11 protein-coding genes are annotated in these 15,480 nt (G+C 69.5%); 9 read left to right on the top strand and 2 right to left on the bottom strand.

The features are described 5' to 3' along the window. Positions 1-7: 7 nt before the first annotated feature. From ABEA30_RS00520 to ABEA30_RS00540, 5 genes are all read left to right on the top strand, one after another. On the top strand, positions 8-1,333 hold the full coding sequence (locus ABEA30_RS00520; protein WP_345577393.1) for an ABC transporter substrate-binding protein: 1,326 nt from the start codon (positions 8-10) through the stop codon (positions 1,331-1,333). A 37-nt stretch (positions 1,334-1,370) separates the two neighbouring features. Next, positions 1,371-3,590, top strand: coding sequence for a glycoside hydrolase family 31 protein (locus ABEA30_RS00525; RefSeq protein ID WP_345577396.1), 2,220 nt, complete (start codon positions 1,371-1,373; stop codon positions 3,588-3,590). Further along, positions 3,577-5,184, top strand: a complete 1,608-nt coding sequence (locus tag ABEA30_RS00530) for a glycoside hydrolase family 13 protein (protein ID WP_345577399.1) — start codon at positions 3,577-3,579, stop codon at positions 5,182-5,184. The genes ABEA30_RS00525 and ABEA30_RS00530 overlap by 14 nt, the downstream gene beginning before the upstream one ends. 49 nt (positions 5,185-5,233) lie before the next feature. Next, positions 5,234-7,030: an ABC transporter ATP-binding protein gene (locus ABEA30_RS00535; protein ID WP_345577402.1), complete on the top strand. Its 1,797-nt coding sequence runs from the start codon at positions 5,234-5,236 to the stop codon at positions 7,028-7,030. 69 nt (positions 7,031-7,099) lie between these two features. Then, complete coding sequence (locus ABEA30_RS00540) at positions 7,100-8,266, top strand: AI-2E family transporter (RefSeq protein ID WP_345577405.1); 1,167 nt, start codon at positions 7,100-7,102, stop codon at positions 8,264-8,266. 7 nt (positions 8,267-8,273) lie between these two features. On the opposite strand, the gene ABEA30_RS00545 is transcribed toward ABEA30_RS00540, so the two are convergent. After that, positions 8,274-8,957 carry a Crp/Fnr family transcriptional regulator gene (locus ABEA30_RS00545; RefSeq protein ID WP_345577408.1) on the bottom strand — a complete coding sequence of 228 codons (684 nt, stop codon included), beginning with the start codon at positions 8,955-8,957 and terminating at the stop codon, positions 8,274-8,276. Positions 8,958-9,217: 260 nt separating this feature from the next. Here ABEA30_RS00545 and ABEA30_RS00550 point away from each other — a divergent pair, with 260 nt between their 5' ends. The 4 genes from ABEA30_RS00550 to ABEA30_RS00565 all read left to right on the top strand — a co-directional run bounded on the left by ABEA30_RS00550 (position 9,218) and on the right by ABEA30_RS00565 (position 14,208). Beyond that, entirely contained in the window at positions 9,218-9,451 is a 234-nt protein-coding gene (locus ABEA30_RS00550) for a heavy-metal-associated domain-containing protein (RefSeq protein ID WP_345577411.1), read from the top strand. A gap of 15 nt (positions 9,452-9,466) precedes the next feature. After that, entirely contained in the window at positions 9,467-11,377 is a 1,911-nt protein-coding gene (locus ABEA30_RS00555; protein ID WP_345577414.1) for a heavy metal translocating P-type ATPase, read from the top strand. 113 nt (positions 11,378-11,490) lie between these two features. Further along, on the top strand, positions 11,491-12,114 hold the full coding sequence (locus tag ABEA30_RS00560; RefSeq protein WP_345577417.1) for a hypothetical protein: 624 nt from the start codon (positions 11,491-11,493) through the stop codon (positions 12,112-12,114). 57 nt (positions 12,115-12,171) lie between these two features. Beyond that, on the top strand, positions 12,172-14,208 hold the full coding sequence (locus ABEA30_RS00565) for an MDR family MFS transporter (RefSeq protein WP_345577419.1): 2,037 nt from the start codon (positions 12,172-12,174) through the stop codon (positions 14,206-14,208). A gap of 47 nt (positions 14,209-14,255) precedes the next feature. Here the strand turns inward: ABEA30_RS00565 and ABEA30_RS00570 are convergent, their stop codons facing one another. Beyond that, complete coding sequence (locus tag ABEA30_RS00570) at positions 14,256-15,326, bottom strand: FAD-dependent oxidoreductase (protein WP_345577422.1); 1,071 nt, start codon at positions 15,324-15,326, stop codon at positions 14,256-14,258. Positions 15,327-15,480 lie beyond the last annotated feature (154 nt).

Consider the following 15,480-nt stretch of genomic DNA (forward strand, 5'->3'; position numbering starts at 1 on the left):
AAGAACAATGACGTCACTAGCCCGAACGCTGGCCCTCCCGGGCCTGCTGATCACCGCCCTCGCGCTGGGTGCCTGCACGCAGGGCTCAGCCACCAACCCGAACCCGCCCGCCGCCCAGGAGTCGTCCCCGGCCTCTGGCTCCGCTGATCCGTCAGAGTCGGCCGGCGCCACCGAGCCCGCGGCCGAACAGGTGAGCGTCCACTACATGAACTTCTCGGCCAACGGGGGCCATGAGGCCGATCTCCAGGCCATTGCAGATGCGTTCACGGCCGAGAACCCGGACATCGCGCTCACGCTCGAGACGGTCCCCTACGCCGACTACTTCACGAAGCTGCAGACCGCCGTGGCCGCCGGCACCGCCGGCGACGCGTTCGAGCTCAACTACGAGAACTTCGTCACCTACCGCGAGGCCGGCGCCCTGGCCCCGCTCGACGGCGTGGACGCCTCCCTGTACAAGCCGTCGCTGCTGGAGGCATTCCAGCACGAAGGCTCGCAGTACGGGCTGCCTGAGTCGTTCTCGAACGTGGTGTTGTTCTACAACGCCGACCTGTTCGAGGCAGCCGGGGTCGAACCCCCGACGAGCGAATGGACGTGGGCCGATGAGAAGGCGGCGGCGGAGAAGCTCACCGACAAGGAGGCCGGCGTCTGGGGCGACTACCAGCCGGTGTCCTTCCACGAGTTCTACAAGGCGCTTGCCCAGGCAGGCGGCACCTTCCTCTCCGAGGACGGCACGCAGGCCACCTTCAATTCCCCTGAGGGCATCAAGGCGGCACAGTGGCTCACCGAGAAGATGGGCACCACGATGCCGACGGCGGCCGATGGCGTCGGCACGCCTGACTACGACTCCAACCTGTTCAAGACCGGGAAGCTCGCCATGTGGCACACCGGCATCTGGATGTTCGACGGCATGGCGGATGCGCCCTTCTCCTGGGACATCGCGGTGGAACCGGGCGACACCACCAACGCGTCGGCGATGTTCACCAACGCCGCCGTCGTCAACGCGAACTCCGCCAACGCCGAGGCCGCCCAGAAGTGGATCACCTTCCTCACCTCCTCCGAGGCGATGGTGCAGCAGCGCCTCGACACCGCCTGGGAACTGCCGCCCGTGGCCGACGAAGCGCTGCTGAGTGACTACCTCACGAAGGGCAAGCCCGCCAACCGGCAGGCCGTGCTCGACTCCCTCGACAAGACGGTGCTCCCGCCCGTCATCGAGGCGCAGCAGGAGATGCAGGACATCGTGGGTGAGGAACTCTCGGCCGCTGCCGACGGCAGCAAGACGGTCGAGGCCGCGCTCACCGACGCGGAATCCCGCGTCAACGCGCTCCTCGGCTGACGACATCCCCGCCCAACCACTGCCCGAAAGGCGACCCATGACCACGGTGCACCACCACCCCGCCGGGGTGGGCCACCCCTATGCCCACTCGCTCGACCAACTGATGCCACCCACGCCCGTCGTCGGAGAACCGCTGCGCTTCGGCGTCACGGCCTCCCGCGGCTGCCGGGCGGTGGACCTGGAAGTCGAGTTCACCGACGGTGAGACCGTGCGCACACCGATGGGCAGGGTCGACGGCGCAGACTCCGACGCGGCGTCCCTGGCGGGCGGCGAGGGACACCTCGCCGCCGCCCAGGAGGCCGCCATGGCTGCCGACAACGGCTGGGTGACTGGGTGGGACCGGGTCGCCGCGCGTGATGGGCGCTACCGCTTCGTGCCCTCCGACGGCGAGCCCACGCCGTGGTTCGACCTGTCGCCCGCCACCTGGACGGCGGACGACCTCGGCGACCTCCGCGTCCCGGGTGTGGCCCCCACCCGCGTCGAATGGCTCGTTTCCCGCGCGGGCGTGCATCGCGCTCGCTTCGGCCTTCCGCTGGGCCCCCGCGAGCACGTCGTCGGGTTCGGGGAACGCTTCGACGCCGTGGACCAACGCGGCAGGCAGCTGGATGCCGTGGTGTTCGAGCAGTACAAGGCCCAGAGTCGGCACGGCCGCACCTACCTCCCGATGCCGTTCGCGCACGTGATCGACGAGGACGGCGGCGCATGGGGATTCCACGTGCGCACGACCCGGCGCACCTGGTTCGACGTCGGGGTGACGCTGCCCGACGTGCTCCTCGTCGAGGTGGACCTGGGCTGGGTTCGGCCCGGGCAGCGACCCACCGTCGACGTGGGTCTGTGGCGCGGCACCCCGGTGTCGGTGTTGACGGCATTCCTCGACGAGGTGGGCCGGGCGCAGGAGTTGCCCCCATGGGTGCTGCGCCTCTGGGCGTCCGGGAACGAATGGAACACACAGGCGCTGGTCATGGCGCAGATGGACCGGCACCGGGCCGAGGACATCCCCGTCGGGGCCGTGGTCATCGAGGCATGGTCCGACGAGGAGGGGTTCTGCGTCTTCCGTGACGCCACGTACCAGCCGGGTGACGGATCGCCACGCTCGGCAGCGGACTTCACCTACCCGCCCGACGGTGCCTGGCCGGATCCCGCAGGGATGGTGCAGGAACTGCATCGACGTGGCATCAAGGTGTTGCTCTGGCAGATCCCGCTGCAGAAGGACGAGGGGGTGGGGCCCGAGGCCGCCGCCCAGGCCCAGGCACTCGTCGACTCCGGCCACGTGGTACGCGAAGCGGACGGCGCCCCCTACCGCAACCGCGGCTGGTGGTTCCCCCGGGCGTTGATGCCCGACCTGAGCACGCCCCAGGGCCGGGCCTGGTGGACCGAGCAGCGCCGATGGCTGGTGCGCGATCTCGACATCGACGGCTTCAAGACCGACGGTGGCGAGCATGCGTGGGGCCGGGAGCTGCAGCACGGCGACGGGCGCAGGGGGGATGAGGGCAACAACGCGTTCCCCGTGCACTACGCCAAGGCGTTCGGCGACCTGCTGCGGTCTGAGGGGAAGGCCCCCGTGACGTTCTCCCGCGCCGGCTTCGCCGGCTCGCAACCCCACGGGGTGTACTGGGCGGGCGACGAGGATTCCACCTGGGAGGCCTTCCAGGCTTCCATGCGAGCGGGGATCACCGCGTCGGCCTGCGGGATCGTGTACTGGGGGTGGGACCTGGCGGGCTTCTCGGGGCCGGTGCCGGAGGCCGAGCTCTACGCCCGCGCTCTAGGTGCAGCCACCTTCTGCCCCATCATGCAGTACCACTCCGAGTTCAACCACCATCAGCCGCCCTTGCGGGACCGCACGCCCTGGAACGTCGCGGACCAGCGTGACGCCCCTGAACTGGTGGGCCTCGCGCTTCGGTTCGCGCACCTGCGAGAGGCCCTGGTGCCCTATCTCGAGGGGCAGGCACGCGCAGCCGTCGAGACTGACCGGCCGTTGATGCGGGGGCTCTTCTTCGACTTCGCCGGGGACCCGACGATCTGGGCCCACCCCGGCCAGTTCCTCCTGGGCGACCACCTGCTCGTCCACCCGATCACGCAGAGCGCGCAGGAATGGGCCACGTACCTACCTGCAGGGAGGTGGGTCGACGTCTGGTCCGGCACCGAACATCCTGGTGGCGCCGTCGTCACCCGGCGGTACGCATGGGGCGAGGTGCCGGTCTTCGCCCGCGCGGAGGCATGGGGCGAGCTCGCCGAGGTGTTCGATGTCGGCCGATGATGGTGAGTGGTGGAAGTCCTCGGTCGTCTACCAGGTCTATCCCCGCTCCTTCGCCGACTCGGACGGCGACGGCATCGGCGACCTCGCCGGCCTCATCTCCCGACTCGATCACCTCGCGCGGCTGGGCGTGGACGTGGTGTGGCTGTCGCCGGTGTACCCCTCGCCCCAAGTCGACAACGGCTACGACATCTCCGACTACCAGGGCATCGACCCGGTCTTCGGGGACCTGGCGACGTTCGACCGGCTCGTCGCGGAGCTGCATTCCCGGGGCATGAAGCTGGTCATCGACATCGTCGTGAACCACACCAGTGACCAGCACCCGTGGTTCCAGGAGTCGAGGTCGGCGAAGGACAACCCCAAGCGCGATTGGTACTGGTGGCGGGAGGAACCCACCAACTGGCGCTCCTTCTTCTCGGGGCCAACGTGGACCCGCGACGAGGCGACCGGCGAGTACTACCTGCACCTGTTCGCGCCAGCACAGCCCGACCTCAACTGGGAAAACCCCGACGTGCGGCGGGCCGTCGCCGAGATGATGCGGTGGTGGCTGGACCGGGGCGTGGACGGCTTCCGCATGGACGTCATCAACCTGGTCTCCAAGGATCCCGCCCTTCCGAAGGCGCTGGACGACGGCGACGGCCTGGGTGACGGGTCGGCGTTCTACACGTCCGGCCCCCGGATCCATCAGTACCTGGCAGAACTGCGTGCCCGCGTCCTCGAAGGCCACACGGGAGAGGTCCTCTTCATCGGTGAAATGCCCGGGGTGACCATCGAACACGCCGCACTGTTCACGGACCCGGCGCGCGCCGAGGTCGACCTGGTGTTCCAGTTCGAGCACGTCTCGCTGGGCCACCAAGGCGACAAGTTCCTGGCTGGTCCGCTCGCGCCCGGCGAACTGGTGGACTGCCTCGAGAGGTGGCAGCGTGGCCTGGCCGACGTCGGCTGGAACAGCAGCTATCTCGGCAACCACGATCAACCGCGGATGGTCTCCCGGTTCGGCGACGACTCGGCAGAACACAGGGTCGCCTCGGCGAAGGCGCTGGCCACGGTGCTGTTGCTGCAGCGGGGCACACCCTTCATCTACCAGGGCGACGAGTTGGGCATGACCAACTCCGTCTGGGCGCGGCCCGACGACTTCCGGGACGTCGAGAGCCTCAACTACTGGGACGCCAACGGGCACCGCGACCCTGTTGGCGTCCTCCAGGGGCTGCGGGCCATGGGTCGGGACAATGCCCGCACGCCGATGCAATGGGACTCCGGCCGGCATGCAGGATTCACCACGGGGGCGCCTTGGCTGCCCGCCAACCCCAACCATGTCGAGATCAACGCTGCGGCCCAGTACGGCGACCCCGGGTCGGTGTTCGAGCACTACCGCGGCCTGATCGCGTTGCGCCACACCTCGCGGGCCATCTCCCACGGGACCCATCGCCAGGTTCCGCAGGAGGACCCCGCCCCCTACTGCTTCGTCCGCGAGGCCGGGACCGAACGGGTCGAGGTGTGGGCCAATCTCTCATCCCGGCCGACGACGGTGCGGCTCGAGTCGGGGCAGCGGAGGACGCTCGCGCCTTGGGAGTCGGGCTTCACGCTCGGCGGTTGAAGGGCACAGGCCCGCCGGGCGAGCGGGAGCGGGAGCGTAGAGTTCAGCCGTGCGCAGCATCATCCGGATCATGGCCACCGCCAAGGAACTCTGGCCCCTCTACGTCAGCATCGTGCTCGGTGCCCTGTTGGTGTCGGCGACGGCGCTGCTGACGCCGTTCGTCATCGGCCGGGCGACGGACACCGTCGTCAGCATCGCCGCCGGGCGCGGCGGTGACTGGACGGACCTCATCTGGTACGCCGTCGTGCTGCTGGTCATCGCGCTGGCCAACTCGCTGCTGACCAACATCGCCGGCTACTTCGGCGACCAGATGTCGGTGCGGCTGCGCGCCATCCTCTCGGGGCGCTACTTCCACAAGTTGCTCCGCCTCCCGCAGCGCTACTACGACAACGAACTCACCGGCAAGATCGTCAGCCGCCTGAACCGCTCGATCACGTCGATCACCGACTTCCTCCAGACCTTCGCCAACAGCTTCTTCCCCACCGTCATCACGCTGCTGGCCGTCCTGGTCATCACGGCGTTCTACTCGCCCTGGCTGTCGGTGCTGCTGATCGTGATCTACCCGACGTTCGTGTGGCTGACCGCGCTGACGTCGAAGCGGTGGCAGGTGTGGGAGAAGCAGAAGAACGACCACTACGACATCGCCGGCGGCCGGTTCGCCGAGGTCATCGGGCAGATGCGCGTGGTGAAGTCGTTCGTGGCGGAGAAGCGCGAACTGACCGGCTTCAACGCGCACTACGACGCCACCCTCGGCCTGACCAGGCAGCAGTCGGCGTTCTGGCACCGCATGGACTTCTGGCGCCGCGGGGCCCTCGACCTGGTCTTCTTCGGCGTCTACGCCATCATCTTCGTGCAGGCCGCCCGCGGCGACTACACGGTCGGCGCCATGGTGCTGCTCATCCAGCTCACCGCCATGGCCCGACAGCCCGTCACCTCGATGAGCTACTGGGTGGACCAGACGCAGCGCGCCGTCGTCGGAAGCCAGGAGTACTTCAACGTGATGGCCGAGATCGACGAGCCCAACCACGCGCTCGAGGCCGAGCCCACCGCCGAGGTGCACTGGACCGACGAGGACCCGGTGATCGCCTTCGACGACGTCGACTTCGGCTACGGCGACGGCGACCTCGTGCTGCGCGAGATCGACCTGGCGATCAACCGCGGGGAGCGGGTGGCCTTCGTCGGCGAGTCGGGCGGCGGGAAGACGACGCTGGTCAACCTCATCATGAAGCTCTACCCGGCCACGGACGGTGAGATCCGCGTCAACGGGCAATCAGTGCGCGACGTGCCGGCGGTGGCGCTGCGGCGCGAGGTGGGCGTCGTGTTCCAGGACGCCAACCTGTTCAGCGGCACCATCCGCGAGAACATGGAGTACGGCCGGCCCGGCGCCACCGACGAGGAGCTCACCGTCGCCGCCACCCGCGCCAACGCGATCGACTTCATCCTGAAGCTGCCCAACGGCTTCGACACGGAGATCGGCGAGCGGGGCATCAAGCTGTCGGGCGGCCAGAAGCAGCGGCTGTCGGTGGCCCGCGCGCTGCTCAAGGACGCTCCCATCCTGATCCTCGACGAGGCCACCAGCTCGCTCGACACCAAGGCCGAACGCGCCGTCCAGGCGGGGCTCGAGGAACTGATGGAGGGGCGCACCACGCTGATCATCGCCCACCGGTTGTCGACCATCGCCTCGGTGGACCGGATCGTGACGCTGCGCGACGGCCGCATCGACGAGGTGGGCTCGCCGGCCGAGCTGGCCACCACCGGCGGCATCTACGCGGAGCTGCTGGCGCTGCAGGGCTCCGACGACAAGGCCGACAAGGCCCGCCTGCTGGCCTACGAGATCACGCAGTGAGCACAGACGGAGGTCTGATCCGGTGGGCCCGTCCGAGCACTACGCTGGGCGGGGCCCGAAGGAGTACCTGTGTCGTTGATCCCCGCCCTGCGCCGCCTGTTGGCTCCGCAGCCGCCCGCGCCCGCTGAACCCGTCGTCGTCCACGTGCCCGTGCCCGCCGAGGATCGGCGTGCGGGGCTTGAACCCGACATCCCGCGCGGCCTCACGGTGGCTGCGGGCTACGCCTGGCGGCTCCTGCTGCTCGGCGTCGCCGTCGTGGCGCTGTTCTACGCGCTGGCCTACTTCTCGGCCATCTCCGTGCCAGTGGCGCTCGCGGTGCTGCTGACGGCCATGCTGCACCCCCTCGTCCAGCTGCTCCGACGGTGGGGCTGGCCGGCCGCGCTCGTCTCGATCGCGTCCCTGCTGCTCCTGATCCTCGTGGTGGCGGGTCTGCTCACGTTCGTCGGCACCCAGGTGGCCGCAGAGTTCCCCGCCCTGTTGGAGCAGTCGAAGGAGGGCTTCCAGGCGCTGGTCGACTGGCTGGGCACCCTACCGTTCGGCATCGACCAGGCCCGGCTCAACGAATGGATCGCCGCCGGCTCGGCCTGGCTGCAGGGCCAGGCCTCGATCATCGCGGGGGCCGCCGCATCGGTGGGCGGCGCGTTCGGCAACTTCTTCGCCGGGCTGGCAACCGCGCTGGTGGCCACGTTCTTCTTCGCCTACCAGGGCCGGCGGATCTTCACCGGGACGGTGGGCGTCCTGGTGCCGCGCCACTACCGCACCCAGGTCGACACTGCCGCGCAGCGCGGCTGGACCTCGCTGGTGGCCTACATGCGTTCGGCCGTGATCGTCGCCGCGGTGGACGCGGCTGGCGTCTCGTTGGCCGCGATGCTGCTGCAGGTGCCACTGGTCGCCGCCCTGTTCGCCCTGACGTTCTTCCTGTCGTTCATCCCCATCGTCGGCGCCACGGTGGCCGGCGCCGTCGCGGTCATGCTGGCGCTCGTCTCCCACGGGTGGGTCACCGCGTTGATCATGCTCGGCGCCGTCATCCTCGTGATGCAGCTCGAGAGCACCTTCCTGCAGCCCCTCGTGATGGGCAAGGCCGTGGACCTGCACCCGCTCGCCGTGCTGCTGGGCCTGACCGCGGGCGCGGTGATCTCCGGCATCCTCGGCGCGCTGCTCGCCATCCCGGTCCTCGCGTTCGGGGTGGCGTTCCTGCGCTCGCTCCGTGCCCCGGTGGAGCCCGTCGCCGTCTAGCCCCTCGTCAGGTGGCCGGCGACCGGTCGAGCAACGCGTCGATGTCACGGATCACGATGCCGCGCCGGCCGTGCAGGGCCAGCACGCCGTCGTCGACCAGCTCCCGCAGCTTGCGGCTGAGCGTCTCGGGCGTGGTGCCCAAGTGCGAGGCCACGTCCTTCTTGGCCATCGGCAGCTCCACCTCCGCGCCCTCGGGGGTGGGCCGCGAGGGCAGGTCGAGCAGGTACGCGGCCAGCCTGGCGGCGACGTCGGTGCCACTCATGGCGGCGAGCATGCGCTCGGCGTTGGCCAGCCGCTCCGACTGCACCTGCAGCATCCGCACCGCAATCCCGGGGTAGCGGGCCACCAGTGCGGCGAGGTCGTCGTGGTCGAAGGTGCACATGGACGCCTCGGTGTCGGCGTAGGCGAAGTGGGTGGGGCGCCTGCCCAGCACGAAGGCGTCCTCGCCCAGCACGTCGCCCACGCCGAGGACGCGCACCACGTGCTCACGGCCGCTCTCGGAGAGGTGCACCACGCGCACCCGGCCCGAATGCACCACGAACAGGCGCCGGCTCCGGTCGCCCGCGGCGACCACCTGGTCGCCGGCGTCGAAGTGCAGCGGGCGCGCGAACCCCGCCACCTCCAGTTGTTGGGTGTGGTCCAACCCCTTGAAGATCGGGACGAGGGACACGCAGGTATCGCTGGTTGACATGGCTCAAGTATGCCCCGTGTGGGGATGTGAGAGCTTGATGCAGGTCAAGGAGCTCTCCGCGGTGCAAGCCTAACTTGAGGGTGTCGAGAAAGCCCACCGGGTTTCGACACGATCGCGATCCTCGTACCTCGGATGCGATCGGCTCAACCAACGTAGGCGGTCGCGATCCTCGTACCTCGGATGCGATCGGCTCAACCAACGTAGGCGGTCGCGATCCTCGTACCTCGGATGCGATCGGCTCAACCAACGAAGGAGTCATCATGACCACCCAGACCACCACCCACACCATCCTCCGCGCCGAGGGCTTCAGCTGCCCGTCGTGCGTCGCCAAGATCGAGAAGGCGCTCGGCCAGCTGCCCGGCGTCGTCCTCGCCAAGGTGCACTTCGCCTCGTCGCGCATCGAGGTCGACCACGACGCGGCACTGACCACAGTCGACGACATCGTCGCTGCCATCGCCAAGGTCGGCTACACCGCCCGTCCCTCGGCGTTCTGAGAGGTTCAGGAAGCCATGCATGCACGCATCCACCGCTGGGCGATCCCCGCCGTCTCCGGCGCGCTCATCATCACAGCACTGCTCCTCGGGCAGGTCGCCCCCGCCGTCGGCGAGTACTTCATGCTCGCCGCCGCGGTGGTGGCCGGTGCCCCCGTCGTCAAGAAGGCCTGGCACGCCCTGCGCGTCAAGGTCATCGGCATCGACCTCTTGGTCGCCGTCGCCGCCATCGGCGCCATCGCCATCCGCAACTACTGGGAGGCCGCGGCCGTCACCTTCCTGTTCGCGCTCGGGCACGCGCTGGAGAACGCCACCCTCGCCAAGACCCGCTCCGCGCTGGCCGAGCTCGTGGCCCTGGCCCCCACCACCGCGATCGTCATCCGCGACGGCGAGCAGGTGGAGGTGCCCGCGCGCACCGTCGGCGTGGGTGAGACGGTCATCGTCAAGAACGGCGGGCGCGTGCCCGTCGACGCCGAGGTCGTCAGCGGCCAAGCCGCCGTCGATGAGGCCGCCATCACGGGCGAATCCATTCCGGTCGAGAAGTCGGCCGGCTCCGAGGTCTACGCCGGCACCATCGTCGCCGACGGTTTCCTCACCCTGCGCGCGACAGGTGTCGGCGCCGACACCACGCTGGCGCGCATCGTGCACCGCGTGGAGGAGGCGCAGGACGCCAAGGCGCGCACCCAGCAGTTCATGGAGCGCTTCTCGAAGTGGTACACCCCCGGCATCATCGTGCTGTCGGTGGTCGTCGGGCTGCTCACCATGGACCTCGAGCTCGCGCTCACCCTGCTCGTCATCGGCTGCCCCGGCGCACTCGTGATCTCGGTCCCCGTGGCGCTGGTGGCCGGGATCGGCCGCGCCGCCCGCGACGGCATCCTCATCAAGGGCGGCGAGTTCCTGGAGACGGCCGCGAAGATCGACGTGGTGGCGCTGGACAAGACCGGCACCATCACCCGCGGCGAGCCCCGTCTCACCGCCATCAAGGCAGGCGCGGGATTCCCCGAGGACGAGGTGCTGCGCTGGGCGGCACTCGCCGAGGCCGGCTCCGAACACCCCCTTGCCATCCCCGTGCTCGACGCGGCCCGGGAACGCGGCATCACGGTCCCCGCCATCCCGGACCACGTCCGCTCGGTTCCGGGCCACGGCGTGGTCGCGATGGTCGGGGGGCGTGAGGTCGCCGTCGGCAACCTCGCGCTGATGCGGGAGGTCGGCGCGGACGTCGACTACGGCCAGTTCGCCGTCGACGAACTGTCGGCGGCGGGCCAGACGCCGCTCGTCGTGGCGCTCGACGGTGAGGTCATCGGCGCGCTCGGCGTGGCCGACACCATCCGCGACGACGCGGCTGAGCTCGTGGCATCGCTGCACGCTGCGGGCGTGAAGCGGGTGTTGATGCTGACCGGCGACAACCAGCGGGTGGCCGACTCCGTCGCCGCTCAGGTGGGCATTGACGACGCCCGCGCGTCGCTGTTGCCCGAGGACAAGCTCGACGTCATCCGCGAGTTGCAGGCCGACGGCCACACGGTGGCGATGGTGGGCGACGGCGTCAACGATGCCCCCGCCCTGGCCCTGGCCGACGTCGGCATCGCGATGGGCGCCGCCGGCTCTCCGGTGGCGGTCGAGACCGCAGACATCGCGTTGATGACCAGCCGCCTCAGCCGCATCCCGGATGCGATCTCGTTGGCGAAGCGCACCGCGCACGTGATGCGGGCCAACATCGTGATCGCGCTGATCACGGTCGGCACGTTGCTGGCTGGCGTCCTGTTCGGCGGCGTCACGATGGCGATCGGCATGCTGGTCCACGAGGCGTCGGTGCTGGTGGTCATCCTCAACGCGATGCGACTGCTCCGCCGTCGGGCCTCCGCGCAGCCCGCGGCCGTCCGCCCCGACCCCTCGGAGCGGACCCGGCCGGCCGCCCAGCTGGTCGGCTGACGCGGGCACATCGAACCTGTGCGGCTCTCCGCCGCACAGGTTCGTTCTGCCTCCGGCCACGGGGGCGCAGGGTCGATAGCATCGGACGGCAACACCGTCGAAGGGGACGCACGATGCCGTGGTTGGAGATCTTCGGATGGGCCGGGTCCATCCTCGTGGTCTGGTCGCTCACCCTGGGGCGCGTGCTGCGGTTCCGCTGGATGAACCTCACCGGCTCGCTCGTCGCCGCCATCTACAACGGGGTCATCGAGGTCTGGCCGTTCATGGCGATGAACGCCGTGATCGTCGTGATCAACATCTACTGGCTGACCCGCCTCTACCGCGAACGCCACGACGAGGCGGTCTACGAGGTCGTGCCCGTCAGGGCCGGCGACGGGTACCTCAAGCGGGTCCTGGCCGTGCACGCCGACGACATCGCGGCCACGCACCCCGGCTTCCGCGCCGAACTCCTCGACGACGGGAACCGCCACGCCTGGCTGGTGGTCCGCGGCGACGAGACGGTGGGCGTCACCGTGGTGCGCGACGCCGGCGACGGCGAGGGCGTCGTCGAGCTCGACTGGGTGAGCCCCCGGTTCCGCGACTTCACCCCGGGCGAGTTCGTCCACCGTCGCTCCGGCATCTTCGAGGACCTCGGGCTGCGCCGGGTGGTCGTCGAACGACCCGCCAAACACCTGCAGGAATACCTCACCCGGGTGGGCTTCGTGCCCGACGGCGACCGCTGGGTCCGGGCCGTCTAGTCGTTGCCCCATGCAACGATTTCGGGGAGCGCGACGCCCGGCGTACCCTGAGACGATGTGACCACAGCGCCTGACACCTTCCGATTCGCCACCATCAGATGGGCTTACTTCGGCCTCGTCATCGGCATGTTCAGCGCCTCGATCTCCCAGACGATCGTCGGCCCTGCCATCCCCCGCATCGTCGCGGACCTCGGCGGGCTGGCCTGGTACTCGTGGCTGTCGACCATCGTCATGCTGGCCAGCGCCGTCGTCACGCCCGTCTCGGGCAAGCTGTCCGACATCTTCGGCCGCCGTCGGTTCTACGTCATCGGCCTGTTGCTGTTCATGCTCGGCTCGGTGCTGTCCGGCATGGCGTTCAACTTCGCCTTCCTGATCGTGGCGCGCACCATCCAGGGCATGGGCATGGGCATCCTCATGCCGCTGTCGCAGACGATCCTCGGCGTGCTGATCCCGCCGCGGCAGCGCGGCAAGTACCAGGGCTACATGGGTGCGGTGATGGGCGCCTCGCAGGTGGCCGGGCCGCTGCTGGGCGGCTGGATCACGGACGTGTCGAGCTGGCGCTGGCTGTTCTACATCTCAATGCCCGTCGGTCTGCTGGCGCTGGTGATCATCCTGCGGCACCTCCACATCCCCGAGGAGTCGGTCAAGGGACGCATCGACCACGCCGGCATCTCGACGATGACCATCGGCGTCTCGGCGCTGCTGCTGGGCATCAGCCTGGGCGGCCAGAACGGCTGGGCGGAACCCCAGGTCATCGTGTTGCTCCTCGTGGGTCTGGTGTTCAGCGTCGCGTTCGTGTGGGTGGAGCATCGGGCCGAGGAGCCCATCGTGCCCATGCACCTGTTCCGCAACAAGGTCTTCACCTTCTCGACGGTGGGCGCGTTCTTCATGAACATGGCCATGATGGCCGTCCTCATCTACGTGCCGGTCTATGCGCAGGGCGTGCTGGGCGTGTCGGCCACCGAGTCGGGCCTCATCCTGATCCCGATGAACGTGGTGCTGTTCGCCATCGGCATCGTCGTGGGCCAGCTCACGACGCGCACCGGCCGTTACAAGGAGTTCGCCGTCGCCGGCGCGGTCGTCCAGGTGGTCGGCGCGCTGTGGATGCTGCGGCTCGGAGCGGAGTCCAGTCGCCTCGAGCTGGTGGCCTCCACCGCCGTGCTGGGCCTGGGCTACGGCATGGCGTTCCAGATCTACGTGCTGGCGGTGCAGAACGCCGTCCAGCGGCGCGACCTCGGCGTCGCCACCTCGGCGCTGCAGTTCTTCCGCAACATCGGCAACACGCTCGGCACCGCCATCGCCGGCACCATCATGACCACGCACCTCATGAGCGGGATCCAGGAGCGGCTCACGCCGGAACTGGAGCAGATCATCCCCACTGGCGGCCTGAACCCCAACGCGGTGCTGCACCGCGGCGACCTGCTCTACCTGCCGGAGCCCCTGGCAGACCTGCTGCGCCAGTCGCTCGCCGGTGCCATGCAGGCCGTGTTCATCATCCTGCCGGTCCTCACCCTGCTGTCGCTCGCGGGGACGCTCTTCATCAAGGCCATGCCGCTGCGTGACACCTTCGCCCAGCCAGAGGAGCGCGGCCGCGAACTGCTCGACGCGACGGCGATGTCGGCCCCCGACCAGGAGCGCGTCCGGCTCAGCCCCGAGGACTCGCACGCCCGCAGCAAGGAGCGAATCCTCGGCGCCCACCTCATCCTGCTGGCCGAGCAGGTGCGCGACGACAACCCCATCCTGCGCGACGCCGTGGCCGAGTTCGGCGGCGGCGACCTGGGCCGAGGGCTGCAGATGTTGCGCTCCACCGGCACCATGCTCCTGACGGAGGACCCGGGCGTGATCGACGAGCACGAGGCGTTCGCCGTCGAGCTGTCGAAGCTGGGCAGGCAGGAGCGGATGCTGAGCAAGGAGATGACGGGCCGGCTGGACGCAGTCGCCGAGTTGGTGGCGCACCGCCCGATGGGTCAGGTGACCCGGCCGCGGATCGACACTGCGGAGGGCATCGACGGCGCCGGGCTGCGTCGGGCCTTGATGATGCTCGACAGCGCGCTGGTCGCCGACATCGCGACCCGACGCTGGGAACGACCGTGAGCAATTGGATGGGGTCACGGCGCGACACGCCGAGGTGAACGCCTGAATCAGGCGGCGACCCCATCCAATTGCTCACGGACGGCCAGCGCGGCGACCCGGCCGGCGCGGGTGGCGCCGATCGTCGAGGCCGACGGGCCGTAGCCGACGAAGTGGATGCGACCGTCGACGGCTGAGGTGGTGAACGTGTGCGGGTCTCGCGGGGCGAGCAACTCGATGCCACCCTCGGGCGAGCGCAGGCCCAGTGGGGCCAGGTGGGCGATGCTCGGGCGGAACCCCGTGGCCCACAGGAGGACGTCTGCAGGCTGGAAGCTGCCGTCGGGGAACCGCACGCCGTCGGGCTCGATGCGTGCGAACATGGCCCGCCGCGCGGCGTAGATGCCCATGTCAGCAGCCTTGCGTTCCTGCTCGCGCAGCATCAGGCCCGTGACGCTGACCACCGACCGCGGCGGCAGCCCACGCTTGACACGCTCCTCCACGAGGGCGACCGCCTCGCGCCCGGCGTCGGGGTTGAACTCCGAGGTGCGCCACACGGGCGGACGGCGGGTGACCCAGGTCAGGTCGGCGACGCCGGCGAGCTCACCGAGGAACTGAACGGCGGACGCGCCGCCGCCGATCACGACGACCCGCTTGCCCGCCAGCGCGGCGACGCCGGGGTAGTGCGCGGTGTGGAACTGCTCGCACCGGAACGTGTCGATGCCGGGGTAGTACGGGATGAACGGCGTGTCCCACGTGCCGGTTGCGTTGATCAGCGAGCGTGCCCGCCACGTGCCGCGGGTGGTGTGCACGAGCAGCTCATCGCCCGTCGGGTCCGACTCGACCCGCGTCACCCGCACAGGGCGCTCGACGGGGAGGTTGTTGCGACGCTCGTAGTCGGCGAAGTATTCGGGCACCTCGACGTTGGCCTGGGCCGCCGGGTCCCACGCGGGCACGTCCGTGCCCGGGAGGTCCGCGACCCCGTGCACGTCGTGCATGGTGAGCGAGTCCCAGCGGTGCTGCCATGCGCCGCCCGGGGCGTCGTTGGCGTCCAGCACGACGAAGTCGACGCCCAGCCGCTGCAGGTGGTGCGCGGCGGACAGACCGGCCTGCCCGGCTCCGATCACGACGGTGTCCACTCTCATGTCCAAGGGAACAATGATTGAAGGTTCAATATTCCCTCCCCGGCCCTTCGTCGTGACGCGGTGCTCGTACCTCGCACGCGCAACGCTCAGCCTTGATCCACCGGTTCTGGTGGGTGGGGTGGATGGACGTGTTGTGGGTGTCTGGCTGGGGGTG

It is taken from the genome of Tessaracoccus lubricantis (assembly GCF_039544535.1).
GTDB classification, from domain to species: domain Bacteria; phylum Actinomycetota; class Actinomycetes; order Propionibacteriales; family Propionibacteriaceae; genus Arachnia; species Arachnia lubricantis.

Excerpts from the sequence above, each read along its gene's own strand:
- ABEA30_RS00520 (WP_345577393.1), top strand. The coding sequence starts at position 8 with ATGACGTCACTAGCCCGAACGCTGGCCCTCCCGGGCCTGCTGATCACC.
- ABEA30_RS00525 (WP_345577396.1), top strand. The coding sequence starts at position 1,371 with ATGACCACGGTGCACCACCACCCCGCCGGGGTGGGCCACCCCTATGCC.
- ABEA30_RS00530 (WP_345577399.1), top strand. The coding sequence starts at position 3,577 with ATGTCGGCCGATGATGGTGAGTGGTGGAAGTCCTCGGTCGTCTACCAG.
- ABEA30_RS00545 (WP_345577408.1), bottom strand. The coding sequence starts at position 8,957 with ATGTCAACCAGCGATACCTGCGTGTCCCTCGTCCCGATCTTCAAGGGG.
- ABEA30_RS00550 (WP_345577411.1), top strand. The coding sequence starts at position 9,218 with ATGACCACCCAGACCACCACCCACACCATCCTCCGCGCCGAGGGCTTC.
- ABEA30_RS00555 (WP_345577414.1), top strand. The coding sequence starts at position 9,467 with ATGCATGCACGCATCCACCGCTGGGCGATCCCCGCCGTCTCCGGCGCG.
- ABEA30_RS00560 (WP_345577417.1), top strand. The coding sequence starts at position 11,491 with ATGCCGTGGTTGGAGATCTTCGGATGGGCCGGGTCCATCCTCGTGGTC.
- ABEA30_RS00570 (WP_345577422.1), bottom strand. The coding sequence starts at position 15,326 with ATGAGAGTGGACACCGTCGTGATCGGAGCCGGGCAGGCCGGTCTGTCC.